We start from the raw sequence: 25028 nt of genomic DNA on the forward strand, positions 1-25028 counted from the left end.
GGATCGGCGGATCGGCGGATCGGCGGATCGGCGGGGCTTGGTCCCGCCGGCTGGTCCACGCGAACGCCGTCGGCGCCGCCGGACTCGCCGTAGGGCGAAGCGCGACGGCGCCGGCGGTTTCGAACGGTGTCGGGTCGGTCCTCCGGGTCGGGGCCGAGGCAGACAGGTGCCGGCGTCAGCTCCTGGTCCACTGCTGGTTGCTGCTGCCGTTGCAGAACCAGACGTCGACCGAGGTGCCGTTGCCGGTGCCCGCTCCGGCCGCGTCCAGGCAGAGCGCCGGGTTCGCGACGCTGGTCACGGAGAGGTCCGTGTTCACGTTCCACTGCTGTGCCGCCGCGCCGGTGCAGTCGGCGATGACCACGGGGTCGCCCGCCGTGGCTCCGGTGCCTCCCACCGTCATGCACTTGTTGCCGTAGACGGTGAGCTGTTTGTCCGCGTTCCAGTTCCAGATCTGGTTGCCTCCGGAGTTGCAGTCCCAGAGGTCGAGCTGGGTTCCGCTCTTCGTGCTGAAGCCGGGCACGTCGACGCAGCGGCCCGAGCCCACGCCCCGCAGGACCTCACCGGGAGGCGCGGGCGGCAGGTTGTTGACCGGCGGGGTCTTGCCGAAGCCGTAGCCCCAGCGCAGCAGCGCGACCCCGGTCTCGCTGTTGTTCACGAGGTTGCCCTTGGCGTCCAGCGACTGGATCGAATAGGCGTCGTCGAACCGCAGCCCCGGCCAGTAGACCAAACCCATTCCCTCGCTGCGGGCGGTGTCGGCCACGGCAGCGAGGTACGAGGTGTAGATGTTGCCGTTCCAGGCGCCGTAGTTCAGGCCGATGGTCATCGGGGCGCCGGCCTCGTCGATGATGGTCCGGTCGGCGTACTTGCCGATCCGGGCCTTGAGGTCGGCGGTCCATTCGGACTGCTTGGTGTAGCTGTTCCAGAAGCCGTAGAAGTGCAGGGACAGCAGTGTGCCGCGCAGTTCGCGGGCCGCGCCGACGCCGGTGACGTTGTCGTTGTAGCCGGTGCCGCTGATCACGACACGGCCGCGCGGAACGTCCTTGTACCGGTCAAGCCAGCCGCTGGTGACGGACACCCACTGCTTCAGGGTGTAGCCGTGCGGCTCGTTCATCGGCTCGAAGTAGACCCGCGGGTTGTGCTTGTACTCCCGCACCACGGTCTTCCACATCTTCTTCCAGGCGGCCGTGTCGTCGACCAGCCCGTCCTTGCTGGTGTCGGCCTCCCAGTAGCTGACGATGACCTTGTCACCGTAGGCCGTGGCCGCGTCGATCGTCGCGCGGTACGACTTCCACCAGGTGGTGTTCACGGTCGCCGGGTTGATCGGCAGACGCAGCGTGTTGGCGCCCAGGTTCTTCTTGAAGCCGCGCACCATCTTGTCCGTGGTGCGGTACACGGTGCGGTAGTTGTCGGTCACCGCCAGCCCGCTCGGCACCACGGCGTCGCCGGCGTAGTTGTCGCGCGGGTCGGCCCAGTTCACTCCGCGGAAGTCGCTGGTACCGCCCTTCGGCTTGGGCTTCTCCGACGCGTGCGAGGCGGCTGACGTGTCGGCGGCCGACCGGGCGAGAGCGGGAGGGGCGGCGCTCAGGAACATGAGCGTCGCACCTAGGCCGGCCATGAGCACGGTGGCCGGCCTCCTGTGCCTCGTCGGGGTCTTGGTCATGTCGTCTCCAGTGACAGGAAAGCGCGGAGGGCGGAGTGCGGGTTCGTCACCTGAGCCGAGGCACTGATGAACCTGATGAACCAGGGTCCGGTACGGATACTCGGACCCATTCGAACCGGCCATGTTTACGTAACCATGGCGGAGATTGGCACGACGCCGGCACAGGTGACAAGACCCGTGACGGTTCCGGAGTGCGGCGCGGGCCCCCTCACCGGACCCGGAGCGGTCCGTCGGCCGATGGGGGCGAGGGCGGCTGTTCGACAGGCCGTCGCACGCCCCACCAGACATATGCCGCGCGGGGCCGCATCCTTGGACTACCGCCGCACGAAGCTCCACCGGCGAGCCGGGCACCGGAAAGGTGACGCGCCGGCCGAAGAGTTGATCCGGTTGCCGCAACTCGCGCCGCGGGGAGCCGAGTTCGGCGGCCGGGCAGCGAGGTCGAGCGGCACGTACCGTGCACGCCTCGCCCATGCCCGGGGCCGCCGACGGGCACTCCCCGGCCACGGCCGCGCGGTCGACGTACGAGGCCACCATGCCGCACAGCCGGTCCCGTGGCCGTCCCCGGAGTCGCACGCGGACCGGCCACGTCGCACCGGCCACGTCGCACCGGCCGAACAGCGACGCGTGTGCCCAGCTGCGCCCGCAGGGTCGACAGGCGGCTCTGCCTGTCGCAGTCGTCCCCCTTCACGCCACCGGGACGTCCCCTTCCATGGCCCGGCGGAGCTGGGGTCTCCCCGGCGGACCTGAAGTATCCCCGGCGAACCAGCCGACCGTCAGGGCGAGGTGCCCGTCGGGGGGACGAACAGCAGGCTGTCCCCGGAGTGAAGGACCGCGAGGACGCCCGCTGCCGCGAGGACGGCGGCCAGGACCGGGGTCAGACCGGCCACCCACCCGCGACCGGGGCCGAGGGTGGGGGTGGGGAGGAAAGCCGCGGGGAGCGCGAGCGCGAGCAGGAGCAGGGCGAGCTGGGAGAAGGGGTTGGTGGCGTAGAGGGCGGCAGCTTGGAGAGGGTGGTGCCAGGAGCCGAGGTAGCGCGCCCACATGACGGCTCCGGCGACCGCGGCGGACAGCGGCGCCGCGTACAGGGCGTCACCGAGGCCCGAGGCGCCCTTGAGGGCGAGCAGGGCGGCCAGAGTGGCGAGTCCCGCGCAGGTTGCCGCCCAGCAGTCGAACTGGGTGGCAGACAGGGAGCCGCCCTGGGGCACCACCGGTTCGTACGCCCACCGTGCGGCCACCGCCGCGCCGGCTGCCGCTGCCACCGTCCACACCACGTGCCGACCCGTCGTGGCCCCGGCGCCGGGTGGCGGGAGGGTCCGGTCGCCCCGCAGGGCGAGCCAGAGAGCGAACAGGGCGACACCGGCCAGTCCCAGTGCGGTGGAGTCCGCCGAGGCCGAGTACATGCCGCTGAGCGCGAGCGCGTCGACCGCCTTCCGCCAGCCGGACAGTCCGAGGAAGAGGGCACTTTCCTGCGCGATCCGCAGGGCGCCGGTGAACAGTACGAGGTTGACGCCGACGGCCGCGGCCCATCCCCACCGCGAACCGGGCGCTGCTCCGCCGCGACGGACCCACAGCCGGGCGAGAGCCGAGCTCAGCGCACCCGCGCCCGCCACCGCCAACGGCAGCGTCACCACCAGCGGCCACCGGCCCGAGGGGCCGGCCCCACTGGTGCCGGTGCTCTGCAACTGCGCCACCAGCCCCACGGGCATACTCCCTGCCAGGGCCAGCAGGGCTCCGCGGGGGACCGGCCCGGCACCGCCCCCGGCCGGAGTGCCGCGCCACACCGCGATGCCCCATCCCACCGACAGCAGCGATCCGGTGACCAGGGCGCTCAGCAGCAGCGCGGGCCCGCCTGTCAGCGACGTGCCGGTGAATCCGGCCTGGGCCAGCTCGGCCGTCGCGTTCATGACCATCGCGCTGAGCAGGCCGGTGACCGTGACGTCGAGCAGTGACACGGGAAGCGGCAGGCGCGCCTGCCGCAGGGCGGCCAGTCGCCGGGCCGCCGTGGGGTGGGTCGCACGGGCGCGGTCCACCCACGACATCGCCGACGACGGCTGCCCGGCCAACAGGGACTCCAGGGGCTCGCGGCTCCGGCCCCGCAGCGAACGCAGGTCGGCTTCGTGCTCGCGCGAGCGCAGCACGTGCTGCGAGATGAGAGCGGCGACGGTGAGCAGCAGCAGCGCCCGTACGCCGTACTCTCCCCAGAAGGACGTGCCGAGCACGGTGAACGCACCCCGATGCTCGTGGTACCGGTCCCGCACCACGATGGTGACCGTCGGCACCAGCAGAACCGGGGCGAGCGCCCACCACACGCCGCGGGTCAGCCACACCAAGGTGACATCCCCGGCGGCCACATGTGCCAATTCGTGCCGGAGGATCGCGTCGGCCTGCGCGGGCGGCAGGTCCCGCACCCCACGGGGCAGCACGATCCTGGTCCGGCCCGGCCGGCCCGCGGTGAACGCCTCCTGGAGCCACACCGAACCCCACACCACGACGGGCACCCGCCGGACGCCCGTCTCCGACGCGGCCAGGGCCGCCCGGTGCTGCCACTCGGCCGGAGCCTTCACCAGCGGACCCGCCTGCCGCATCAACCGCCGGGGCAGCACCCACAGGCTCGCCACTCCCAGGAGCAGTACCGCGAACGACCCCGACAGCGACACCAGGGCGAGTCGCAGCTGCACCGGCCGGGTGCAGTCCTGGACGTGGGTGTTGCGCGCGAACTCCTGGGAAACGCCCTGGCCGGGTACGGCCCGGACAGCCTCGTCGATGCAGCGCAACGTGGTCGACGCCCACGAGGTCCCGAGGATCTGGTTGTGCATGATCTGCCCGGCGAAGGCGCCGGCGAGCAGCAGGACGGCCACCAGCAACAGGTACCGGGCACCGGCCGACGAGGTGACACCCGGCCAGTGCCGCGAGGTCGGCAGGCTCTCGGCGGGGGTGGGCGAGAGTGGGGGAGGTCCGGAGGTGGCGGTATCGGTCACGGTGCCGCGTCACCCCGTTGACGCAGGACGTCCAGGATCGTGTCGGCCAGGTCGCGGGCCTTGGCCTCGTCCATGCGCATCCCCACGGCCCAGCCTGTCAGCAGTGTGCGCAGCACCTGTTCCTCGTCCGGGTTCAGCCGGGCCGTGGGAGTCGCGGCGGTCACCACTGCCGAAGCTGTCGCCCCGTCGTGCGGAGTCACCGGGGTCGCCGTGTCCGTGCGGCGTTGTTCGAGCAGACGAGTGACCTTGCGGCGGGTGGCGTCGCCGATGACGTCGAGTGCGCCGTTGACGACCCGTTCGGCCATGAGCCCCACCAGCAACGACACCACCGGCAACACGTAGGGGACGGCCGACTGCAGGATGACGCCGCTGCCCACCTTGGGCCGCAGTTGACGGGACCTCAGGACACGGTGGGGGTCCTTGCGGAACTCGGCCAGCACCGGGTCGAACTCGGCCCCGTCCTCGGGATGGGCCGAGACGAACACCTCACGGCTGAACCGGGTGAACACCTCCCAGCCCCGCACGCTGCCGGCATCCGCGTCGTCGTCCGGCAACGGAATGGAGATCGTCGGCTGTTCGGTCCTGCGCCATCGGAACACACTGCCCCCGTTGATTGTCCGTCGGCCCACGCCGGGCGCGACGGCGAACCCACGACAACGTAGCGACACGGACACCTGCAGTGACGGCATTTCGGCAGAACTGCTCCTGTAGCGGACTCCCCGACGGCCTGGGGGTGAAGCGCCGGAGTGTGCCCGCCGACGGCATGGGGAACATCTCTGCATCCCCTTCACCGCACCGAACCGCGCCCCTTCCATCCAGTCCCGGCGCGCCTGTTCGATCTCCTCCTGGGACCGTCCGGTCCAGTTCCGGAACATGGCAGACCCTGCGCGCATTACTGCGGGTCGGCCACGTCCGGGCCTACTGAACCTGCGACGCGGCGACCAACTCTCCGCATCTGCATCTGACCCCTCGCCAGGCCGGCTCGGGTGTCGGACCCAGCCGATTGAGCCCGGAACTCCCTCATCGTGTCTCCGTTCCTGCCCGGTCGGCAGCGCGAGCAGATGTGCGGGGGGCGAGGCACGGCGGCAACCGGTCCCAGGTCGAGCCGGGTGTCCATGTCCACAGCAGTCCAGCCCCGTACCACCCGTACCAAAGGAGGGCGCCCAGAGTGCTCCTCCTGCTCAGCACGGCCGGAGCATGGACCCTTTCGACTCCCGACCCAGCTGTTGCGGTTGGGGTGATGAGACGTCGCTGATCGTCAATTGTCGGCTGGGCGCGTGTTTTCGCTGCTCGGGCATGGCGGAGCCCCAGCACGGTGGCCGAGTTCTCCGAAATCGTTCGGGCCGAGGGCGGGCAGGGGCTACCGGTCAGCCGGCGGGGCGGGGCAGTTCGGTGAGGCGGTGGAACACCGTGGCGAATTCGGGTCTCCAGGGCCTGGTCGCCGATATCCGCAAGCGCAGACAGCCGACGGCACCCGACCGGACCACCGGTGCAACCGCTGTCGCGCCGACCGCCGCGGGTGAGGCGTGCGGCGAATGCGGCAGCCGGTGGATGAGCTTTCTCGACTCGGCAGACGCGGGTTCACCGTCCAGCAGCAGGAACACTTCCAGGCCGGCCCGGAAGACCGGGTCCGGCCCACACCCACATCGCAGCAGCATGACGAGCGGCACGTCTTCACCCTCGTGCCTCGGCGCGATCGAAGGGCAGGCCACCCTCGCCGATACCCGGCACGGGGCCGACGTCATGCGCGGCTGAGTTCGGCAGCGCCGAAGGACACGTCGAAACGGTCACACCAGATGCTCACGCTGGTGTAGCGGGACGGATCGACGTCATTGGGCACGGCGTAGTTCTGGCTTCCCTTGTTGCCCTTGAGTTTGCCGAGGCTGACGTACTCGCCGTCGTCGAAGACGTGCCAGCCGGCCTGCCCCTCCTTCACGGGCGCGTCGGTCAGCCACACCCGCAGGTCCGGTCCGTTGCTCGTGTCGAGGTTCTCCAGCCGGACGACATGCGAACCGTCGTCCAACCGTACGAGCTTCACGGTGCCCGAGGTCGCGTGCTCATGGCTGATCAGCGCACCGCCGGCCAACGTCTGGGGCCCTGCCGGGGAGGAGGGTGCCGCGGACGGCTCTGCCTCGGCGGGCCCCGGGGTCGCCTGGGCGGCGGGCAGGGCCTCCTCCACGGTTCGGTCCTGCCACAGCTTCCACGGCTGGAACCAGTACAGCCCGAAGCCGACCGCGGCGACCGCCACCACCAGCAGCCCGACGCCCAACGGCCTGCCCAGCACCTTCCGTACGCGCGCCATGTCTGCCTCTCGTCCCCACGGTCAGTCGTCCTCACCCATTCAACGGGCCGAGCGGCCGTTCCCGTAGCCGCGGGAGATGACGAAACCCTTACGGCGCACCGGCGCATACGATCACCTCAGGTACCGGCTCCTGCCAGGCACCCCTGGAACGACCGGTGTGTCCGCCCCGAAAGCAGCAGGGGGATGACCGCCGCGAAGGCGGCCGCGGCACGGGCTAGGGCGGCGGGGCAGGTAGCGCGTCCAGGCGTGCGAGCTTGCCCGCGGCGGCGCCGACCGGCAGCGCGACGACGATGACGAAGGTGATGGCGAGAAGGAGGACGGCGACGATCACGGCAGGCTCCCTGCGCATGGTGGGGTGTTGACGTGGTCGAAGGAGGAAGATCCGTGCCGAGCGTCGGGGGACGAGGACTCTCGGCCCACCCGCTCTCGGTCGCGATGCTTCCTGCCGAGGCCATCAGTTCTCGGCCAGTTCCTTGAGCGCGAGGTTGAGTTCGAGGACGTTGACGCGTGGCTGGTCGAGGAAGCCGAGCGTACGGCCCTCGGTGTGGTCCTCGACCAGCTTCTCCACCTGGGCGACGGACAGGCCGTTCGCCTCGGCGACCCGCTTGATCTGGATGTCCGCGTACTGCGGGGAGATGTCCGGGTCGATGGCGGAGGCCGAGCCGGTGACCGCGTCCTTGGGTACCTCGGACTCGGGGACGCCGTTGAAGTCGGCGGCCCGCTTCTTCGCCGCCTTGACGTCCTTGACCAGGGTCGGGTCGTCGGCGCCCAGCTGACCGGAGCCGGTGGCCAGCGGGTCGTAGCCGCTGTTGGAGGGGCGGCCCTGGAACCACTTCGGGTCCGGCCTGTCCGTGCCCTTGATGTTCCAGCTCTGGCCGATCAGCTTCGAGCCGACTTCCCTGCCGTCGACCTCGGCCATCGAACCGTTGGCCTTGTCGGGGAAGGCCACCTGCCCGATGCCGGTGACCGCAAGGGGGTAGATGACGCCGGTGACGACGGTGAGGACGAGCAACATGCGCAGCGCGGCCCACGCCATGCGCCCGGTGTTCACTACGGAGTTCTTCATGTCCTTCATCCGATCCCGGGGATCAGCGAGATGAGCAGGTCGATGAGCTTGATGCCGACGAACGGGACGATCAGGCCGCCCAGCCCGTAGATACCGAGGTTGCGGCGCAGCATCTTGTCCGCGCTCATCGGCCGGTATCGCACGCCTCGCAGGGCGAGCGGCACGAGCGCGATGATGATCAGCGCGTTGAAGATGACGGCCGACAGGATCGCCGACTCCGGGGACGCCAGCCCCATGATGTTGAGCTTGTCGAGCGACGGGTAGGCGACGGCGAACATCGCGGGGATGATCGCGAAGTACTTCGCGACGTCGTTGGCGATGGAGAACGTCGTCAACGCGCCCCGGGTGATGAGGAGTTGCTTGCCGATCTCGACGATCTCGATGAGCTTGGTGGGATTGGAGTCGAGGTCGACCATGTTGCCGGCCTCCTTGGCGGCCGACGTGCCCGTGTTCATCGCGACGCCGACGTCCGCCTGGGCGAGGGCCGGGGCGTCGTTGGTGCCGTCGCCGGTCATCGCGACGAGTTTGCCGCCGGCCTGTTCCCGTTTGATGAGGGCCATCTTGTCCTCGGGGGTGGCCTCGGCGAGGAAGTCGTCGACGCCCGCCTCCTCTGCGATCGCCTTGGCGGTCAGCGGGTTGTCACCCGTGATCATGATCGTCTTGATGCCCATGCGGCGCAGTTCGTCGAACCGCTCCCGCATGCCCTCCTTGACGACATCCTTGAGGTGGATGACCCCGAGGACGCGTGCGCCCTTGTCGTCCTGGACGGCGACGAGAAGCGGGGTGCCGCCCGCCTCGGAGATGCGGTTGGCGAGGGTGTCGGCGTCCTCGGCGACCGTGCCGCCCTGATCCAGCACCCAGGCGACGACCGAGCCGGCGGCTCCCTTGCGGACCTTGCGCCCGTCGACGTCCACACCCGACATCCGGGTCTGGGCGGTGAAGGCGATCCACTCGGCGCCGGCCAGCTCCCCTTGGTGGCGTTCACGCATCCCGTACTGCGTCTTCGCCAGTACGACGATGGAACGGCCCTCGGGCGTCTCGTCGGCCAGCGAGGAGAGCTGGGCGGCGTCCGCGACCTCGGCCTCGGTCGTCCCGCGCACCGGCACGAACTCCGACGCCTGCCGGTTGCCCAGGGTGATCGTGCCCGTCTTGTCCAGCAGAAGGGTGGAGACGTCACCGGCGGCCTCGACCGCGCGGCCCGACATCGCGAGGACGTTGCGCTGGACCAGGCGGTCCATGCCCGCGATGCCGATGGCCGACAGCAGCGCGCCGATGGTGGTCGGGATCAGACAGACCAGCAGCGCGGTGAGCACGATCATCGAGGTCTGCTTGTCCGCGCCCGCGTAGATCGCGAAGGGCTTCAGCGTCACCACCGCGAGGAGGAACACGATCGTCAGCGAGGCGAGCAGGATGTTGAGCGCGATCTCGTTCGGCGTCTTCTGCCGAGCCGCGCCTTCGACCAGGTTGATCATCCGGTCGATGAAGGTCTCGCCGGGCTTCGTCGTGATCTTGATGACGATGCGGTCGGAGAGCACCTTCGTCCCACCGGTGACGGCGGACCGGTCACCACCGGACTCCCGGATGACCGGCGCGGACTCACCGGTGATGGCCGACTCGTCCACGGACGCGACGCCCTCGACGACGTCACCGTCGCCGGGAATGATGTCGCCGGCCTCGCACACGACCAGGTCACCGATCCGCAGTTCGGTACCCGGTACCTGCTCCTCACCCGCGCCGTCCTTGACGAGCCGGCGGGCGACGGTGTCGGTCTTGGCCTTGCGCAGGGTGTCGGCCTGCGCCTTGCCCCGGCCCTCGGCGACAGCCTCCGCCAGGTTGGCGAAGACGACGGTCAGCCACAGCCACACGGTGATGACCCAGCCGAACCAGTCGCCCGGGGTGCTGACGGCCAGCACGGTGGTGACCACCGAGCCGACCAGCACCACGAACATGACGGGCGACTTGATCATCACCCGCGGGTCGATCTTGCGGAAGGCGTCCGGCAGCGACTTCACCAACTGCTGCGGGTCGAAGAGGCCGGCGCCGACGCGGCCCTCCTGGTGACCGGTCGGGACGTCCTGGTGCGGGGCCCGGGTGGGAGTGGCTGTGGACATCGCGTCCTCGTGCTTCTCGGTGTCGGTGGTCATGTCGCCAGCCCCTCGGCGAGCGGGCCCAGTGCGAGGGCCGGGAAGAACGTCAGACCGGTGATGATCATGATGGCGCCCACCAGCAGGCCGGTGAACAGCGGCTTCTCCGTACGGAGCGTGCCCGCCGTCTCCGGGACGGGCTTCTGCTCGGCCAGTGAGCCTGCCAGGGCGAGGACGAACACCATCGGCAGGAACCGACCCAGCGCCATGCACAGGCCCAGCGTCGTGTTGAAGAACGGGGTGTTGGCACCGAAGCCCGCGAAGGCGGAACCGTTGTTGTTGGAAGCCGACGTGTAGGCGTACAGCACCTCGGAGAAGCCGTGCGCGCCGATGTTGGTCATGGCTTCCTTGCCGTCCGGCAGGGCCATGGCCACCGCGGTTCCGATCAGCACCAGGGCCGGGGTGACGAGGATGTAGCAGGCGGCCAGCTTGATCTCACGGATGCCGATCTTCTTGCCCAGGTACTCGGGCGTCCGGCCGACCATGAGGCCGGCGATGAACACCGCGATGATCGCCATGATCAGCATGCCGTACAGGCCGGAGCCGACACCGCCGGGCGCGAGCTCGCCCAGCATCATGCCCAGCAGCAGCACACCGCCGGACAGCCCTTGGAAGGAGTCGTGGAAGGAGTTGACCGACCCGGTGGATGTCATGGTGGTCGAGACCGCGAAGAGGGACGACGGGCCCTCGCCGAAGCGCTGCTCCTTGCCCTCCATCGAACCGCCCGCGATCTGCGAGGCGGCGCCCGGGTGTGCGTACTCGATCCACGTCACCGCGACCACGCCCAGGAACCAGATGACGCCCATGGCCGCGACGATCGCGTAGCCCTGCTTGACGTTGCCGACCATCTTGCCGAAGGTGCGCGGCAGGGAGAACGGGATCAGCAGCAGGAGGAAGATCTCCAGCAGGTTGGTGAAGCCGTTGGGGTTCTCGAACGGGTGGGCGGAGTTGGCGTTGAAGAAGCCGCCTCCGTTCGTCCCCACCTCTTTGATGGCCTCCTGGGAGGCCACCGCACCCGGGCTGATGGCCTGCTTGTCGCCGGTCAGGGTGGTGATGGTGTGGATGTCGCCGAAGTTCTGGATGGCGCCGGCGGCGATCAGGAGAACGGCGGCGACGAGGGAGAGCGGCAGCAGGATGCGGACGACACCGCGCACCAGGTCCGTCCAGAAGTTGCCGAGGCCGCCATTTCGGGAGCGGGCGAAGCCGCGTACCAACGCCACCGCGACGGCCATGCCGACGGCCGCCGACACGAAGTTCTGCACGGCAAGCCCGGCGGTCTGGGTGACATGACTCATGGCCGTCTCACCCGAGTACGACTGCCAGTTGGTGTTGGACACGAACGAGACGGCCGTGTCGAACGCCTGGTCCGGGGTGATCGGCTTGAAGCCGAGCGACAGGGGCAGCTTGTCCTGGACGCGCTGGAGCACGTACAGGAAGATCACGCCGACCGCGGAGAAGGCGAGGACGCCGCGCAGATAGGCGGGCCAGCGCATCTCCGCGTCCGGGTTCGCGCCGACCGAGCGGTAGATCCACTTCTCGACGCGCAGGTGCTTCTCGGAGCTGTAGACGGCGGCCATGTAGTCGCCGAGGGGGCGGTGCGCCAGGGCGAGCGCGCCGATCAGCGCGGTCACCAGGAGCACGTCGGCAAGGGCTGGGCTCATGGGCGTGCTCAGAACCTCTCCGGGAAGATCAGGGCGAGGACGAGGTAACCCAGCAGGGAGACGGCGACGACCAGTCCGATGACGTTCTCGGCGGTCACAGCTTCGTCACCCCTTTGGCGACGAGAGCCACGAGCGCGAACACCGCGATCGTGGTGAGGACGAAGGCCACGTCGGCCATCGCGAGCTCCTGGATGAGGTGCGGAACATCCCCGTGGGGATGCGGACCGCTTCAGGAAACCCGCTCGGCCGGTCGGCGTCAGCAGCTCTTGACGGCTCCCTGACGGCGGTCCGGCCGTCTTTGACGCACTCCATACGCGTCAGCCGAGTTCGGCGAAGGTCTCCACCGCGCGGGTCTTGCCGGTGACCACGATGACGTCGCCTGGCTCTGGCCGAGCGGGACGCCGGTGGCGATGTCCGGGGCGACCGTTTTGGCCAGGGCGTAGTCGTCGTCGAACTCGATGAGCACACGGCCGAGGTGGACGTGAAGGTGGCTCACACAGACCGTCCAGCCGAGACTCGTTCCGGTCGTCGTCCGGAGCCGGATGTCAGGTGTTCATGTCACAGCGCGCGAATCGCCACGCGCCCAGGCCCACGAGGGCCTCGCCGTCGCGGTGAGGATGCCCGTGTCGGTCCGCTGGAAGCCGTTCCGCGGCGGCTGGCCGCCGACGCAGTGGTGGAAGGGCGAGACGCAGGCGAGCGGGTCCGCCCCGATCTGCGCGGCGAAGGTGAGTGCGCTGTGGGCCAGGATGCCGATGGCGGCGGTACCGGCGAGGACGACGGCACGGCGGCCGGAGGCTGCCCCGAGCCCGAGAGCGAGGGCTCCGGAGACGATGCCGAGCAGGGGCGGGTTCGCGCACTGGGCGAACGGTTCGCCCGGGGTGACGCTGGTGAGTCGCCCATGGCCACACCGGCGACCGTGGCGTGCACGCCGCCGTTGTGGCCACGTCCTCGTTGCCACGGGCCTCAACCGGGCTTCGTCGGCCAGTCCAGCAGCCGGGCGCCGATCACCGCGGTCTGCAGGGTGTAGCGGTGGACGGGGTCGGAGGGGTCCGCGCCGGTGAGCTTGCGGATGCGTTCCAGACGGTAGGTGAAGGCGCGCACGCTCAGCGAGAGCCGCCGCGCCGCCTCCGCGGACACACACCCGGAGTCGAAGTAGGCGGTGAGGGTGTCCAGCAACGGCTGGGAGCCGCCGCGGGCTCCGTGCAGCGGTCCGAGGGCGCTCTCCACCAGGTCGGCCATGGCCTGCCGGTCGCGGGTGAGGACGGGGTAGACGAGGAGATCGGCTGCGTGCAGCACGGGTTCGTCGAGTTCGAGGCGTTCGCCCAGATCGAGGGCGTTCAGGGCCTCCTCATAGGACTGGACGACGCCGGCCGCGCCGGGTTGCGGGCGGCCGATTCCCACCTGGCCGCCGCCGGTGGCCGCGAACGCCTGCTTGGCGAAGTGGGCGAGTACCTCGCTCTGATCGCCCGGGGCGATGCACACCAGTCGGCCGTCCTTGGTCGTGAGCAGGATGCTGCGGTCGCCGAACCGGCCGATCAGCGCACGCTCCACCTCCCGCAGAACCGCGTCCCCCTCTTCGTACGCGACCGGGCCGCGGGCCACGGCGACCGCGTGCTCGTACGAGAGCCGCAGCCCGTAGCGTTCCGCGCGCTGGGCCAGCCGGCCCAGGTCGCTGCGGCCGTACAGCAGGTCGTCGATGAATTCCCGGCGAGCGGCTTCCTCCTGGCGTACGGCGAGCCGCTGCGCCCGCTCATAGCCCTCGGCGAACGCGTCCACGGCTTGGGCCGCGGCGCCCAGCGCGGCGTCCACGGAAACACTTTCCGCGGTCGGCCAGTGCGTCCTGGTGGCTGCCCAATGGGCACCGACAAGGGCGCGCAGTCCGAGGCCGGCCTCCGCGGCCTGCTCACCCAGCGCACGACGGGAGTCGAGTTCCTGCCTGGTCAGTCGGCGACCGGTCGCCGAGGCGTCCGCGAGGATGCGGGCGTACCCCTCCAGGTACTCCTCGTAGTCCACGGACACGTCGCGCCCCGCCATATGGGTCCCCCTGAAGTTGGTGCGTCGTTGACGTCTTTCTAGCGCATGGCTGCGGGAACGCCCGGTCCGAGCCGGGTCGTTGCCTGTCTCCGGCAGTTGCAGTGCGACGCCCCCGACGCGAAGACCCTCCGGACTCGTACGGCTGCGGACTCGCTTCGGCGCCCAGCCCCGCAGCGAGGCGCTGGCCGGGGGCAGTGCAAAGGCCGACCAGCCGATCAGCCAGAGCCACCCCGCTGGTAACTCCGTAGGGAAAGCCGCCCCCAGCGGCGGGAAAAGCCTTGATGGGCAGAGCGCCTTCCCGCACGAGCCCGGGCGGTTCCAGGCCGCCCGGGCTCGCTTCTCCGGTCGATTGTCGGCGTCAGCCGGTGATCTCGACCTTCCCGTTGGCCTCGGTGAGCGCCGTCGTCGCGGGCTGCGCGCCGCCGACCCGGCCGGTGATGCCCTTCAGCAGCTCGGCGAGGTCGACTCCGGTGGTGGAACCGAGCAGTTCGAGGCCCTGGGCCACGTTGTCGGCGACCGTGCGCGAGAGCTGGCTGGCGCCGTCGGTGGAGATCACCGTCATCTTGTCGATCGCGCTGAGCGGCTCGGACGCCTTGGCGACGACCTGCGGCAGCACCTCCACCAGCATCTGCAGCACGGCGGCGTCGCCGTACTGGGCGAAGGCGTCGGCCTTCTTACGCATTGCCTCGGCTTCGGCGGAGCCCTTCGCGCCGATCGCGGCGGCCTCGGCCTCGCCCTCGATACGGACCGCGTCGGCGAGCGCGGCGCGGTGCGCCTTCTCGCCCTCACCGGTCAGCCGGGACCGCTGGGCGTCCGCCTCGGCCTCCTTGACCAGGGCGATACGGCGGGCCTCGGCCTCCTGCTCGGCCTGGTAGCGGGCGGCGTCGGCGGGCTTGCGGACCTTGGTGTCCAACTCCCGGTCGGTCAGCGCGGCCTGCCGCTCGGCCACCTTCTCCTGCTCGGCCAGGACCTCCTGCGACCGGGCGGCCTCGGCGAGCGGGCCGGCCGCGGCGGCGCGAGCGGCTGCCTCGTCGGTCTCGGCCTTGATCTCCGCGGTCTTGAGAGCGAAGGTCCGCTGGGCGATCGCGATCTCCTCCTCCGCCTTCAGCCGCGCCTGCTCGGCGGCGCGCCGGGCCACCGCCTCGGCGATGTCGGCCTCCTGCTTGGCACGCGCGGCCTCCGGACGGCCCAGGTCCTCCAGATAGGAACCCTCAGTGGTGATGTCCTGGATCTGGAAAGCGTCCAGCACCAGCCCCTGCCCGGACAGGCTCGCCTCCGCCTCCTCCGCGACCTGCCCGGCGAACGCGGCCCGGTCGCGGATGATGTCCTCCACCGACATCCGGCCCACGATGGAACGCAGCGCGCCGGACAGCACCTCCTGCGTGAAGCCGACGATGCCGTCCTGCTGCATCAGGAACCGCTGCGCGGCAGCCCGGATCGAGTCCTCGGTACCGCCCACCTTGACAATGGCGACACCTTCGAGGTTCGCCTTCACACCCCGCAGCGTGACCGCGCCGCGCACCGAGATCGGGATGTGCCGGCTGGACAGGTCGAGGGTGAACTTCTGCTGCACGAACGGCACGACGAACACACCGCCGCCGACCACGACCTTCTGCCCGCTGTTGTCGGTGAACACCCGGCCGGTCTCCGGGTCGGTGGCCTGCTTGCCGCGACGGCCGGTGACGATGAACGCCTCGCTCGGGCCCGCCACCTTGTAGCGGGTGACCACGACGAGACCGAGCAGGACAAGGAGTACAACGACTCCTATCACCGCGATGACGACTGGACTCATGATGTCTTTCCCCTCAGCCCTCCCAGGGGACGGCAGATCGATACGGGTTCACGTGGATGAAAGGGCGCCGCCGGTGCGGCGGCGCCCGATGTGCGCAGCGGCGCGGCGGGTCAGCGTTCGACAGGGCGTACGGAGACCGCTGTCTGCGACAGCGCCTCTTCCACCCAGATCTCGGCGCCTCGCGCCACCGGGCTCGGACTCTTCGCCGCGAGCTTCACCGGCTGCCCGGCCCGGTGGACCAGCACCTCGCCGTAGCCGCCCGTCGGAATGGCCGTCACCACGGAGCCTGATGCGCCGATCAGATCGTCGCCGCGCGGGGCGGCCCCGGACCGGTCGTTCAACAGCGCACGGCTGAGACGGTAGGCGAGCCAGCCCGTGGCGGCTCCGGCGGGCACACCGACCGCGGTGGCGCCGAACGCGCCGAGCCCGGTGGTGCCCATGACGATCGCGCCGGAGAAGCCGAGCATGGACACGAACCCGGCGATGACCGGGAGCGACAGCCAGCCGTCGAAGAGACCGTCGAGCGCGTCGACGCCGCCGAAGAGGCCCTCAAGGACACCGTCGAGGACGAGGGACAGGCCGAGGAGCACGACTCCTGCGATGCCGAGACCCAGAAACCAGGTCATCCCGGTCCACCCGCCTCTCCCCCACTGTCACCGCGCTGGTGGCGCAATACTCACACGTGCACCCCGACGAAAACACTGCCTGGTTCCGGCAATCTTTACGCTCCCTTGATGCCGTACTCCGCACCGGTCCGGGGCATCGCGCGACAGGCCCCGGGCCGACGGCGGCCTCGATGGGCGGCGGGAGGGAGACATGAGAGATCACTTTGCCGCAGCCTGGCAGTTGTCTCCACGCCTACAGGACAGATGACGGCACTCGCGCAGTCTCGGCGTCCGGTCGAGCCGTATCGCTCCCGCAGCCGCCCTGGAGGTGCCGTCCAGCCCGGACTTCACGAGAGCCTGCGCGGTCTCGGAGTGCTGGACGAAGCCGTCGACGCCCTTGCCGAGCGCGGTCGAGGACACCAGCCGGTCGAGGAAGACCGACTCCCCGCCGACGATGCTGATGTCGGCGTTCTCCCGCGCGGTGGCTTGCACCGTGGACTGCGCCTCGGCGACCTGCCGCTGCACGTCCGGCCCGGCCAGCCGTACGTCCTTCTCCGCCGCCAGCCGCAGTCGGAACTCCTCGTGGCCACGGGACGCCTCGTCCAGCGCGGCCAGCGCCGCCGCCTTCAGCTTCTCGCCGATGGCCTCCGCCACCGCGAGCGCCTGCGCCTTGATTCCCGCGGCCTCCGCGCGGCCGTGAACGAACAGTGCAGGGCAGCCCGACGAAGTCCGGCCAGGACGAACCGGGTTCATCGGGGTGGAGGCGGCGCAGCAGCCGTACGAGCACTCGGCTCACACCCCATGAGGCCAAGGCGGGGGCGACGAACCCCGTGAGTCCGGTCAGTGCGCGTGCCGGCCCTTGCGCACACCGGACAGCGGGCGGCACGGACGGAATCCACGGCGGCGCGAACCCTCCCGCGGCCGGTGCCGCCGTGGGGCCGGGGCAGCCGATGCAGATCCCCAGCGGCCGCGGCCCTTTCCGCGGGACAGCCGGCTTCATACAGCGCATCCGACCGGAATCGGCCACCCCCACAAGGGACTTCGCCCAGCACTCCCTCGCCCTCGCCCTCGTCGTCGAGCAACGGGGAGGCGGTTCGCTCACCGTACGCGCGCCGGATGACGCCGCACCCCTACCGCCGAACGGGCGAAAGAGCGTCGCCCTCCTGGATTCTCGCAGGTCAGCGAGGAGCGCACCGCATCACTGAGGCAACCGTCCCAGGCACACTGCAAATTTTACCCAGAGCAATGATTGATCCGCCGTTCTCGTCCGTACCCTCTGGCGACCCAGCCGCACGGCGAGTCCCGGCGCACCACGCCGGGACTCGCCGGTACGGCCACCCGCTGCCAGGAGTTGCCATGAGTCGCACGTGGAGCATCGGAACGATCTTCGTGAGCGGCGGTCTGCTGCTGACCGTCGCCGCGCTCGCCTACCCCGCCATGCTGGGCGTCGAGAAGGCGGCCACAGGCACGGAACGGATCATCGCCAACACCCGGTACGGCCCCCTGACGGAGGCCGACCGGGACTTCGTCATCAAGGTCCGCTCCGCCGGACTGTGGGAGTACCCGCTCGGCGAGATGGCCATGGAACGCGGCACGACACCGGAGATGAAGGAGGCCGGAGAACACCTGGTCGTCGGGCACGCCGGCCTCGACGAGATGTGCCGCAAGATCGCTCCGGAGCTGAACATCACGCTCAACAACCAGGCGAGCCCGCAACAGCAGCAGTTCGTGGCGACCGTCGACGCGGCCACGGGCAAGGAGTTCGATTCCACCGCGGTACAGATCATGCGTGTCACGCACGGCCAGATCTTCCCGGCCATCGCCAAGATCCGCGCCAGCACGAGGAACACCCTCGTGCGCCAGCTGGCCGACCTCGCCAACGACACCGTGCTCGACCACATCACCGTGCTGGAGAAGACCGGCCTGGTCAACCACGACCAGGTCAACTACCAGCAGACCAACCCGCCGAAGCTCCCCAGCGAGCAGGCCACTCCGCCCGTGCCCCAGCAGGGAGCCCCGATGGTCGTCCTGACCCCTCGCCCGGATCTGAACGTGCAGACCGCCGCCCCGACGGCCAGCCCGACAGTCGGCGCGTCGCCGTCGCCGTCGGAGTGACACGGCCACCGGTTCACCGCGCCGGCCTCGTCCTCGATCGGCGGGAGGACGAGGCCGGGTCTCGGTCGCCGTAGGGGCGGGGGCGGAACGATGACGGTCACCCTCAGGCGCCGCGCCCGGCCGCCGTATCCACCCATCCCAGCGGATACAACTCCGGGTCGTCCGACATCGGGGCCAGGGGCTCTCCACCCGCCTCGTTGAACGCGGCGAGCGCCCCGACGAGTGCTGCCCGCTGCTCCGACCCGAGCCGCCCGACGATCGTCGCGATCTCGGCACGACGCCTCGCGGTGACGTCCGCGACCGTGCGCCGCCCCTCGTCCGTGAGCTGGAGCATCGTCTCGCGGCGATTGTCAGGGTTGACCTGACGGTCGGCGAGCCCGGCGGCGATCAGGCGGTCCACCATGCGCATCGCGGTGGAGGGCGCCACCTGGAGCAGATCCGCGAGCACGACCAACTTCGTGGCACCACGAGTGGACAGCACCACCAGCATGCGGAACTGCGGAAGCGTCACCCGCTCCTCGACCTCGGCCAGGGAACGCGCCGAGACCGCCACGAGCAGCCGTGACGCGGTCAGCACCGCACGAGTGACCGCATCAACATCATCCATGTCCCCCGCGAGGGCCCTGTGTTCCGCCATGCCTCCCTTTCTACGCGTCGCAGCACCTGCACACTCAATCGGCCCGAGCAGATTTTCCCATCCCATGACCGTGACAGCGCAGCAGGAGCGTCGCGGCGTCGTCGTGCGGCGGCCCGGGCGCGTGCCGCACGACGTCCTCGCGCAACGCGAAGCCGTCCGCCACAGGCTCCACGTCGAGAAGGGCCGTCTCCACCTCGGTCGGATTCATGGACCGGTGCGCGAACGCGACCGTACGGGGAATCGCAGGCAGCCGTCCCGGAGATCGGTGAGGCCCAGTACGGCGTGCGGGGAGCGTGGGCCGGGCGGCACCGCCACCCGGGCGAAGCCCAGCGGTACCTGGCCGTCGGACGTGTGCGTTTCCTTGGCGAAGTGGATGTCGACGTCCAGGTTCGGCGCCGTCCGCGAGGCCAGGGGCTCGCTGTAGCGGCGGCGCGGTCCGTCAGTGAGCTGGATCGGGGACGGGTGGAGGGGGATCGAGGTCCTCCGGTCGTCCTGGAGCCCGAGGACGAGGACGCCACCGGTGGAGTTCGCGAACGCGGCGATGGCCTGGGCCGGTTCGCCTCCGCCCTCCGTGCCCGTGTCGTGCGGTGCGAGCTTGTGGTCGAGGTCCCGGCCCTCGGCGGCCAGGGGAGGAACCGTGCTTCATACTTCTCGGCCGATGGGGTGCGGCCGACGGGTGGGCTTCGGCGCACGACCGGCAGGCGTGGGGCCGAAGGGCCCCTCGAAGGGGCTGGGCGGCCCCTGGTCGCATGGACGTCCCTGCACGAGGCTCGGCAGGAGACCGGGCAGGCCGTACAGGCCCGGCAGTCACAGGAGGAGCCCACCATGCTTCGGCACATCACCACGGGAATCGACGGGTCCGCCGAGAGCCTCGCCGCCGCGCACTGGGCGGCCCGTGAGGCGGTGCGTCGCGGCGTCGCGCTGAACCTCGTGCACGCCTGGACGCCGCACCCGAGCCCCGCACCCTTCGTCCCCGCGGACCGGAGCGAGCGCGGCTGGGCCGAGGAGACCCTGCACCGGGCGGCGGGCAGCATCCGTGCCGCGCACCCCGGGCTGCGGGTCGAAGATCGGCTGGTGCGCGACTCCGCTGTGGACGCCCTTCTCGCGGCGGCCCAGGAGGCGGAGCTGATGGTGCTCGGGTCCCGTGGTCTCGGCGCCGTCGCGGGATTCATGACGGGCTCGGTGTCCCAGCGGGTCATCGCCAGGTCCGCCCGCCCGGTCGTACTCGTACGGGCGGGCGATTCCTCCGCTGATGAACACCTGTCGGTTTCGGACGGAATCGCGTCGGACGAGATACCTCAGACCCCGTACCGCGATGTCGTCCTGGGACTGGATGTCCAACACCCCAGCGACGAACTGATCGACTTCGCCTTCACGTCCGCCCGGCGCCGCAATGCCGCGTTGCACGTGATCCACGCCTTCGGCGCCCCGCCCTTCCACGTCGCCGACGGCGGCCCGGTCCCGCCCACCGGCCCCGAACTGCTCGCCGCCCAGGAACATTCCGTGGTCGCGGCGCTGCGCCCGTGGTGCGAGAAGTATCCCGAGGTCCGGGTGACGGAGACCGTCTCCGAGGGGCGGGCCGCGACCGCGCTGGTGCGGGCGTCGTCCGGTGCCGCCCTCGTCGTGGTGGGGCGCAGGCCACGGAACAGCCGCCTCGGCCCGCACGTCGGCGCCGTCACCCACGCGGTGCTGCACCACGTCGGCCGCCCGGTGGCCGTCGTCCCGCACGACTGAACCCGCGCCGCGAGGGTGCTCCGGGCACCCGCGGCCCCAGGGAGGGAGGAGTCATGATCACGCGCCGCGTCGTCGTCGGTGTGGACGGCTCGGCCGTCACCGTACGAGCACTGGATCTGGCCGCCGACGAGGCGGCCCTGCGCGCCGCCACTCTGGAGATCGTGTACGCCGTGCCGGACCTCGACGAGGCCTGGCCGGTGCTGGCGTCTGCCGCCTCCCGGGTGGTCTACCGCCATCCAGGTCTGCCGGTCGTCACCGTCCCCGTCGAGGGACATCCGGCAGCCGTACTGGCGGAACGCGGACATGAGGCCGCGCTGACCGTCGTCGGCCGCCGGAGCCCCGGCGAGCTCGCGGGTACGGTGCCGGACTCGGTGAGCCGGAGCCTGGCCGCGCACGGGCACGGCCCGCTGCTGGTCGTACGCGGCGACTCCCCACCGCACCTGCACAACGAGGTACTGCTCGTCCTCGACGCCGGCATGGACACGGCCGCGTACGCCCTCCACGAAGCGGGACTCCGCAGCGCCGGGCTGCGCGTCCTTCGGCCCCCGGCGTATCGCCGCCCGGCTCCGGCACCGGCACAGCGCCGCCGAGGCGAAGCCGCCGCGTCACACGTCGTCCCGGCCGACGATGTACTGGTGGGACGGGGCGAGCGGCACCCGCGCGTCCGCAGGGAGACCCAGGACGCCGGCCCCGCCTCGACGCAGGCACTGCTGGAGGCCACCCTCACGTCCGACCTCGTCATCATCGGCTGCCGACCTGGTCCGGGCGGCCATGGACGCCACCTCGGTTCCACGGCCCGCACGGTGCTGAATCGGGCCCACTGCCCGGTGCTGGTGGTGACCACCGGGCAGGAGAGCACCACGCCCTCCCCACGTGAACAGCTGCGCGCCGGCATGGGCCGAACGGCCCCACGGGCAGGGACGGACGGCGAGGTCCGGGTGCGCTGTCCGGCCCTCCCGGCGGCCGTCGCGCCTCACCAGTATCGGGAGCAAGGCAGTTCCGTGCGAAGCGAGGGAGAGAACCGGCGATGACGGTAACGACGACGGCCGGAACCCAGGCGCCCGGGGCATGGCGTGGCTTCGTCGGCGCGGAATGGCGCGAGCGGATCGACGTCCGCGACTTCATCCAGGCCAACTACACGCCTTACGAGTGTGATTCCGCGTTCCTGACCGGTCCCACGGACCGCACCCGAGCCGTGTGGGAGGCGGTCAGCGCACTGTTCCCGCAGGAGCGACACCGCGGCATCCTCGACGTGGACACCGCGACCCCCTCCACGATCACCTCGCACGCGCCCGGATACATCGACCGCGAGCGGGAATTGATCGTCGGCCTGCAGACCGACGCCCCGCTGAAGCGGGCGATCATGCCGAACGGCGGCCTGCGGATGGTGGAGAACGGACTGAGGGCGTACGGGTACGAGCCCGACCCGTTCGTGACGCGGGTGTTCGGGACCTATCGCAAGACCCACAACGACGGTGTGTTCGACGCGTACACCGCCGAGATGAAGGCCGCCCGCAGGGCCGGGATCATCACCGGTCTGCCGGACGCCTACGGCCGGGGCCGGATCATCGGCGACTACCGGCGCGTCGCGCTGTACGGCACCGACCGCCTGGTGGAGGACAAGCGCGTGGAGCGTGCCCGGCTGGACACCGAGCCGTCGCACCAGGACGTCATCCGTGACCGAGAGGAACTCGCCGAACAGATAAGGGCGTTGGGTGAACTGACGCGGATGGCGGCCATGTACGGCTGTGACGTCACCCGGCCCGCGACGACCGCCCGCGAGGCGGTGCAGTGGCTCTACCTCGGCTATCTCGCCGCAGTGAAGGAGCAGAACGGGGCCGCGATGTCGCTGGGCCGCACCTCCACCTTCCTGGACGTCTACCTCCAACGGGACCTGGACGAGGGGATCCTCGACGAGTCCCGCGCTCAGGAACTGATCGACGACTTCGTGATCAAGCTGCGGATCGTCCGGTTCCTGCGCACCCCCGAGTACGACGCGCTGTTCTCCGGCGACCCGACCTGGGTGACGGAGTCCATCGGCGGCATCGGAAGCGACGGGCGCCCGCTCGTCACCCGCACCTCCTTCCGCTTCCTGCAGACCCTCTACAACCTCGGCCCCGCCCCGGAACCGAACCTCACCGTCCTGTGGTCGCCCCGACTGCCCTTCGGATTCAAAGAGTTCTGCGCCCAGGTGTCCATCGACACCAGCGCGGTCCAGTACGAGTCCGACGAGCTGACGCGCCCGGGCACCGGTGACGACACCGCGATCGCCTGCTGTGTCTCCGCGATGGCGGTCGGGAAGCAGATGCAGTTCTTCGGCGCCCGGGTCAATCTCGCCAAGGCACTCCTGTACGCGGTCAACGGCGGCCGGGACGAGATGACCGGCGAGCAGATCGCCCCCGAGGCACCCGCGCTGACCGGCGAGTACCTGGACTACGACCAATTGTGGGCGGCCTACGACCACGTCCTCGACTGGCTCGCCCGGACCTACGTCAACACACTCAACGTCATCCACTACATGCACGACAAGTACGCCTACGAGCGCATCGAGATGGCCCTGCACGACCACCCGGTGCACCGCTTCATGGCCTGCGGCATCGCCGGACTCTCGGTCGCCGCCGACAGCGTGTCCGCCGTCAAGTACGCGCGGGTGAAGGTGTTCCGCGACGCCACCGGCCTCGCCGTCGACTTCCGCACCGAGGGCGACTTCCCCGCCTACGGCAACAACGACGACCGCGCCGACAGCATCGCCGTCGGGCTGGTCGAGGCCTTCATGGCGAAGGTGCGCGAGCACCCCGCCTACCGGGACGCCGAGCACACCCAGTCGGTGCTGACCATCACCTCGAACGTCGTCTACGGCAAGCACACCGGCAACACCCCCGACGGCCGCCGCGCCGGAGCGCCCTTCGCCCCCGGCGCCAACCCGATGAACGGCCGCGACCGGCACGGTGTCGCCGCCTCCGCGCTCTCGGTCGCCAAACTGCCCTACGAGCAGGCCCGCGACGGAATCTCGCTGACCACGACGATCACTCCGGAGGGCCTCGGACACGTGCCCGGCGAACGCGCCGGCCACCTGGTCGGCATCCTCGACGCCTACACGGCCTCGGGCGGCTTCCACATGAACGTCAACGTCCTGGACCGCGCCACGCTCGAAGACGCGATGGAACACCCGGAGAAATACCCGGAGTTGACCATCCGGGTCTCCGGCTACGCCGTCAACTTCGTCCGCCTGACCCGTGAGCAGCAGCTCGATGTGATCAGCCGCACCTTCCACGGAGCGTTGTGAGCACCGCGACCAGGCCGGTGACGGGCCGGATCCACTCCTGGGACCTGTCCACCGGCACGGACGGCCCCGGGACCCGGTTCGTCCTCTTCGTCTCGGGCTGTCCACTGCGCTGTCTGTACTGCGCCAACCCCGACACCTGGCACATGCGCGACGGCCGGGAGGCCACCGTCGACGAGGTGATGACGGAGATCGAGAGGTACCGCGCCTTCATCACCACGGCCGGCGGCGGTGTGACGCTCACCGGCGGAGAACCGCTGCTCCAGTCCGCCTTCACCGGCGAGATCCTGCGCCGTTGCAAGGAAGCCGGGCTGCACACCGCCCTGGACACCTCGGGGTTCCTGGGTTCCCGCGCCACCGACGAACTCCTCGCGGACACCGACCTGGTCCTGCTCGACATCAAGTCCTTCGACGTCACCACCTACCGGAAACTGACCGGCGGCCGGCTCGCCCCCACCCTGTCCTTCGCCACCCGCCTCGACCGGCTGAGCGTCCCGATGTGGGTCCGTTACGTCCTGGTTCCTGGCTGGACCGACGACCCTGAGGCCGTCGAGGGGCTCGCCCGGTTCGCCGCCGGCCTGGGGCATGTCGAGCGGGTGGACATCCTGCCGTTCCACAAGCTGGGCGCCGCGAAGTACGAGGCCCTCGGCATCCCCTTCCCGCTGCGGGACACCCCTGCCCCCGATCCCACGCTGATCGAACGGGTGCGGGAGCAGTTCACGGAACAGGGCGTCGTGGCCTACTGAGCTCGGCCCCACCCCCGGTACGCGGCCACGGCGGTCGGCAGGGTGGGGAGGATCAGGTCGGCTCCGATGACTCCGTCAGGCCGTCCTCCACGTCGGCCTCGGCGTTGAGGACGAACCAGCGGACCGCGCCCTCCTGTTCGTCGACGTCGTGCATGCCGGCCACCCAGGAACCGCGAGGAGCCGGGCCGTTCCGAGGGGCTCTCGGGGCCGCCCTCCGCCGCCCAACAGGCCCGCGGAACAGGGCCGTTCAGCCCTCTGGTTCCGGACCTTC

General features: G+C 70.4%; 21 protein-coding genes and 2 pseudogenes. 5 read left to right on the plus strand and 18 right to left on the minus strand.

What is annotated here, in order from left to right:
• Nucleotides 1-175 precede the first annotated feature (175 nt).
• The 15 genes and pseudogenes from STRBO_RS0126890 to STRBO_RS0126965 form a co-directional block, all read right to left on the minus strand.
• A complete protein-coding gene (locus tag STRBO_RS0126890) occupies nucleotides 176-1660 on the minus strand; it encodes a ricin-type beta-trefoil lectin domain protein (protein ID WP_020665618.1) in 1485 nt (494 codons plus the stop codon).
• A 773-nt stretch (nucleotides 1661-2433) separates the two neighbouring features.
• Complete coding sequence (locus STRBO_RS0126895) at nucleotides 2434-4638, minus strand: M48 family metalloprotease (RefSeq protein ID WP_005484219.1); 2205 nt, start codon at nucleotides 4636-4638, stop codon at nucleotides 2434-2436.
• Entirely contained in the window at nucleotides 4635-5192 is a 558-nt protein-coding gene (locus STRBO_RS0126900) for a hypothetical protein (protein ID WP_020115130.1), read from the minus strand. Before STRBO_RS0126900 ends, STRBO_RS0126895 begins: the two co-directional genes overlap by 4 nt.
• A gap of 228 nt (nucleotides 5193-5420) precedes the next feature.
• A pseudogene (locus tag STRBO_RS46075) lies at nucleotides 5421-5513 on the minus strand (pirin); the annotation flags it as partial.
• 866 nt (nucleotides 5514-6379) lie between these two features.
• Complete coding sequence (locus STRBO_RS0126910) at nucleotides 6380-6940, minus strand: DM13 domain-containing protein (protein ID WP_005484224.1); 561 nt, start codon at nucleotides 6938-6940, stop codon at nucleotides 6380-6382.
• Nucleotides 6941-7154: 214 nt separating this feature from the next.
• Nucleotides 7155-7289: a hypothetical protein gene (locus tag STRBO_RS45540; protein ID WP_272926636.1), complete on the minus strand. Its 135-nt coding sequence runs from the start codon at nucleotides 7287-7289 to the stop codon at nucleotides 7155-7157.
• Between the two features lie 105 nt (nucleotides 7290-7394).
• The gene (gene kdpC / locus STRBO_RS0126920; protein WP_028796866.1) at nucleotides 7395-8006 is read right to left on the minus strand and encodes a potassium-transporting ATPase subunit KdpC; all 612 of its coding nucleotides are present in this window, start codon (nucleotides 8004-8006) and stop codon (nucleotides 7395-7397) included.
• Nucleotides 8007-8011: 5 nt separating this feature from the next.
• Nucleotides 8012-10150: a potassium-transporting ATPase subunit KdpB gene (gene kdpB / locus STRBO_RS0126925; RefSeq protein WP_005484230.1), complete on the minus strand. Its 2139-nt coding sequence runs from the start codon at nucleotides 10148-10150 to the stop codon at nucleotides 8012-8014.
• Entirely contained in the window at nucleotides 10147-11811 is a 1665-nt protein-coding gene (kdpA, locus tag STRBO_RS0126930; protein WP_005484232.1) for a potassium-transporting ATPase subunit KdpA, read from the minus strand. Before kdpA ends, kdpB begins: the two co-directional genes overlap by 4 nt.
• A gap of 8 nt (nucleotides 11812-11819) precedes the next feature.
• Entirely contained in the window at nucleotides 11820-11909 is a 90-nt protein-coding gene (gene kdpF, locus STRBO_RS41060) for a K(+)-transporting ATPase subunit F (RefSeq protein ID WP_020115132.1), read from the minus strand.
• Nucleotides 11910-12364: 455 nt separating this feature from the next.
• Nucleotides 12365-12769 carry a hypothetical protein gene (locus STRBO_RS0126945; RefSeq protein ID WP_005484234.1) on the minus strand — a complete coding sequence of 135 codons (405 nt, stop codon included), beginning with the start codon at nucleotides 12767-12769 and terminating at the stop codon, nucleotides 12365-12367.
• Nucleotides 12770-12774: 5 nt separating this feature from the next.
• Nucleotides 12775-13845, minus strand: coding sequence for a PucR family transcriptional regulator (locus STRBO_RS0126950; protein WP_005484236.1), 1071 nt, complete (start codon nucleotides 13843-13845; stop codon nucleotides 12775-12777).
• 358 nt (nucleotides 13846-14203) lie between these two features.
• Nucleotides 14204-15637 (minus strand): flotillin family protein, encoded by a 1434-nt coding sequence (locus tag STRBO_RS0126955; protein ID WP_005484237.1) that lies wholly within the window; start codon nucleotides 15635-15637, stop codon nucleotides 14204-14206.
• Between the two features lie 110 nt (nucleotides 15638-15747).
• Nucleotides 15748-16263 (minus strand): hypothetical protein, encoded by a 516-nt coding sequence (locus tag STRBO_RS0126960; protein WP_005484238.1) that lies wholly within the window; start codon nucleotides 16261-16263, stop codon nucleotides 15748-15750.
• 303 nt (nucleotides 16264-16566) lie between these two features.
• A pseudogene (locus STRBO_RS0126965) lies at nucleotides 16567-16935 on the minus strand (hypothetical protein); the annotation flags it as partial.
• Nucleotides 16936-17598: 663 nt separating this feature from the next.
• On the opposite strand from STRBO_RS0126965, the gene STRBO_RS0126970 reads away from it, so the two are divergent.
• On the plus strand, nucleotides 17599-18357 hold the full coding sequence (locus STRBO_RS0126970) for a DUF4142 domain-containing protein (protein WP_005484240.1): 759 nt from the start codon (nucleotides 17599-17601) through the stop codon (nucleotides 18355-18357).
• A gap of 103 nt (nucleotides 18358-18460) precedes the next feature.
• Here the strand turns inward: STRBO_RS0126970 and STRBO_RS0126975 are convergent, their stop codons facing one another.
• Genes STRBO_RS0126975 through STRBO_RS46080 form a run of 3 tightly spaced genes read right to left on the minus strand, consistent with a single transcriptional unit; the run spans nucleotide 18461 to nucleotide 19621 of the window.
• Entirely contained in the window at nucleotides 18461-18994 is a 534-nt protein-coding gene (locus STRBO_RS0126975) for a MarR family winged helix-turn-helix transcriptional regulator (RefSeq protein ID WP_020115135.1), read from the minus strand.
• Nucleotides 18995-19028: 34 nt separating this feature from the next.
• On the minus strand, nucleotides 19029-19202 hold the full coding sequence (locus tag STRBO_RS43530) for a hypothetical protein (RefSeq protein ID WP_005484242.1): 174 nt from the start codon (nucleotides 19200-19202) through the stop codon (nucleotides 19029-19031).
• Complete coding sequence (locus STRBO_RS46080) at nucleotides 19199-19621, minus strand: AlbA family DNA-binding domain-containing protein (protein WP_078531597.1); 423 nt, start codon at nucleotides 19619-19621, stop codon at nucleotides 19199-19201. The genes STRBO_RS43530 and STRBO_RS46080 overlap by 4 nt, the downstream gene beginning before the upstream one ends.
• 198 nt (nucleotides 19622-19819) lie before the next feature.
• On the opposite strand from STRBO_RS46080, the gene STRBO_RS0126985 reads away from it, so the two are divergent.
• The 4 genes from STRBO_RS0126985 to pflA are packed head-to-tail and all read left to right on the plus strand — an operon-like array spanning nucleotide 19820 to nucleotide 24757.
• On the plus strand, nucleotides 19820-20728 hold the full coding sequence (locus STRBO_RS0126985) for a universal stress protein (protein ID WP_020115137.1): 909 nt from the start codon (nucleotides 19820-19822) through the stop codon (nucleotides 20726-20728).
• 53 nt (nucleotides 20729-20781) lie between these two features.
• Entirely contained in the window at nucleotides 20782-21759 is a 978-nt protein-coding gene (locus STRBO_RS0126990; RefSeq protein ID WP_005484246.1) for a universal stress protein, read from the plus strand.
• Nucleotides 21756-24014 carry a formate C-acetyltransferase gene (gene pflB / locus STRBO_RS0126995; RefSeq protein ID WP_005484248.1) on the plus strand — a complete coding sequence of 753 codons (2259 nt, stop codon included), beginning with the start codon at nucleotides 21756-21758 and terminating at the stop codon, nucleotides 24012-24014. The genes STRBO_RS0126990 and pflB overlap by 4 nt, the downstream gene beginning before the upstream one ends.
• Nucleotides 24011-24757 (plus strand): pyruvate formate-lyase-activating protein, encoded by a 747-nt coding sequence (gene pflA, locus STRBO_RS0127000; RefSeq protein WP_005484249.1) that lies wholly within the window; start codon nucleotides 24011-24013, stop codon nucleotides 24755-24757. Before pflB ends, pflA begins: the two co-directional genes overlap by 4 nt.
• Nucleotides 24758-25028 lie beyond the last annotated feature (271 nt).

This window comes from Streptomyces bottropensis ATCC 25435 (genome assembly GCF_000383595.1).
GTDB classification, from domain to species: Bacteria; Actinomycetota; Actinomycetes; order Streptomycetales; family Streptomycetaceae; genus Streptomyces; species Streptomyces bottropensis.

What these genes read in the sequence shown, in the direction of transcription:
- STRBO_RS0126890 (WP_020665618.1), bottom strand. Translation starts at nt 1,660, where the DNA reads ATGACCAAGACCCCGACGAGGCACAGGAGGCCGGCCACCGTGCTCATG.
- STRBO_RS0126910 (WP_005484224.1), bottom strand. Translation starts at nt 6,940, where the DNA reads ATGGCGCGCGTACGGAAGGTGCTGGGCAGGCCGTTGGGCGTCGGGCTG.
- STRBO_RS45540 (WP_272926636.1), bottom strand. Translation starts at nt 7,289, where the DNA reads ATGCGCAGGGAGCCTGCCGTGATCGTCGCCGTCCTCCTTCTCGCCATC.
- kdpC (WP_028796866.1), bottom strand. Translation starts at nt 8,006, where the DNA reads ATGAAGAACTCCGTAGTGAACACCGGGCGCATGGCGTGGGCCGCGCTG.
- kdpB (WP_005484230.1), bottom strand. Translation starts at nt 10,150, where the DNA reads ATGACCACCGACACCGAGAAGCACGAGGACGCGATGTCCACAGCCACT.
- kdpA (WP_005484232.1), bottom strand. Translation starts at nt 11,811, where the DNA reads ATGAGCCCAGCCCTTGCCGACGTGCTCCTGGTGACCGCGCTGATCGGC.
- STRBO_RS0126950 (WP_005484236.1), bottom strand. Translation starts at nt 13,845, where the DNA reads ATGGCGGGGCGCGACGTGTCCGTGGACTACGAGGAGTACCTGGAGGGG.
- STRBO_RS0126955 (WP_005484237.1), bottom strand. Translation starts at nt 15,637, where the DNA reads ATGAGTCCAGTCGTCATCGCGGTGATAGGAGTCGTTGTACTCCTTGTC.
- STRBO_RS0126960 (WP_005484238.1), bottom strand. Translation starts at nt 16,263, where the DNA reads ATGACCTGGTTTCTGGGTCTCGGCATCGCAGGAGTCGTGCTCCTCGGC.
- STRBO_RS0126970 (WP_005484240.1), top strand. Translation starts at nt 17,599, where the DNA reads ATGAGTCGCACGTGGAGCATCGGAACGATCTTCGTGAGCGGCGGTCTG.
- STRBO_RS0126975 (WP_020115135.1), bottom strand. Translation starts at nt 18,994, where the DNA reads ATGGCGGAACACAGGGCCCTCGCGGGGGACATGGATGATGTTGATGCG.
- STRBO_RS43530 (WP_005484242.1), bottom strand. Translation starts at nt 19,202, where the DNA reads ATGAATCCGACCGAGGTGGAGACGGCCCTTCTCGACGTGGAGCCTGTG.
- STRBO_RS0126985 (WP_020115137.1), top strand. Translation starts at nt 19,820, where the DNA reads ATGCTTCGGCACATCACCACGGGAATCGACGGGTCCGCCGAGAGCCTC.
- STRBO_RS0126990 (WP_005484246.1), top strand. Translation starts at nt 20,782, where the DNA reads ATGATCACGCGCCGCGTCGTCGTCGGTGTGGACGGCTCGGCCGTCACC.
- pflB (WP_005484248.1), top strand. Translation starts at nt 21,756, where the DNA reads ATGACGGTAACGACGACGGCCGGAACCCAGGCGCCCGGGGCATGGCGT.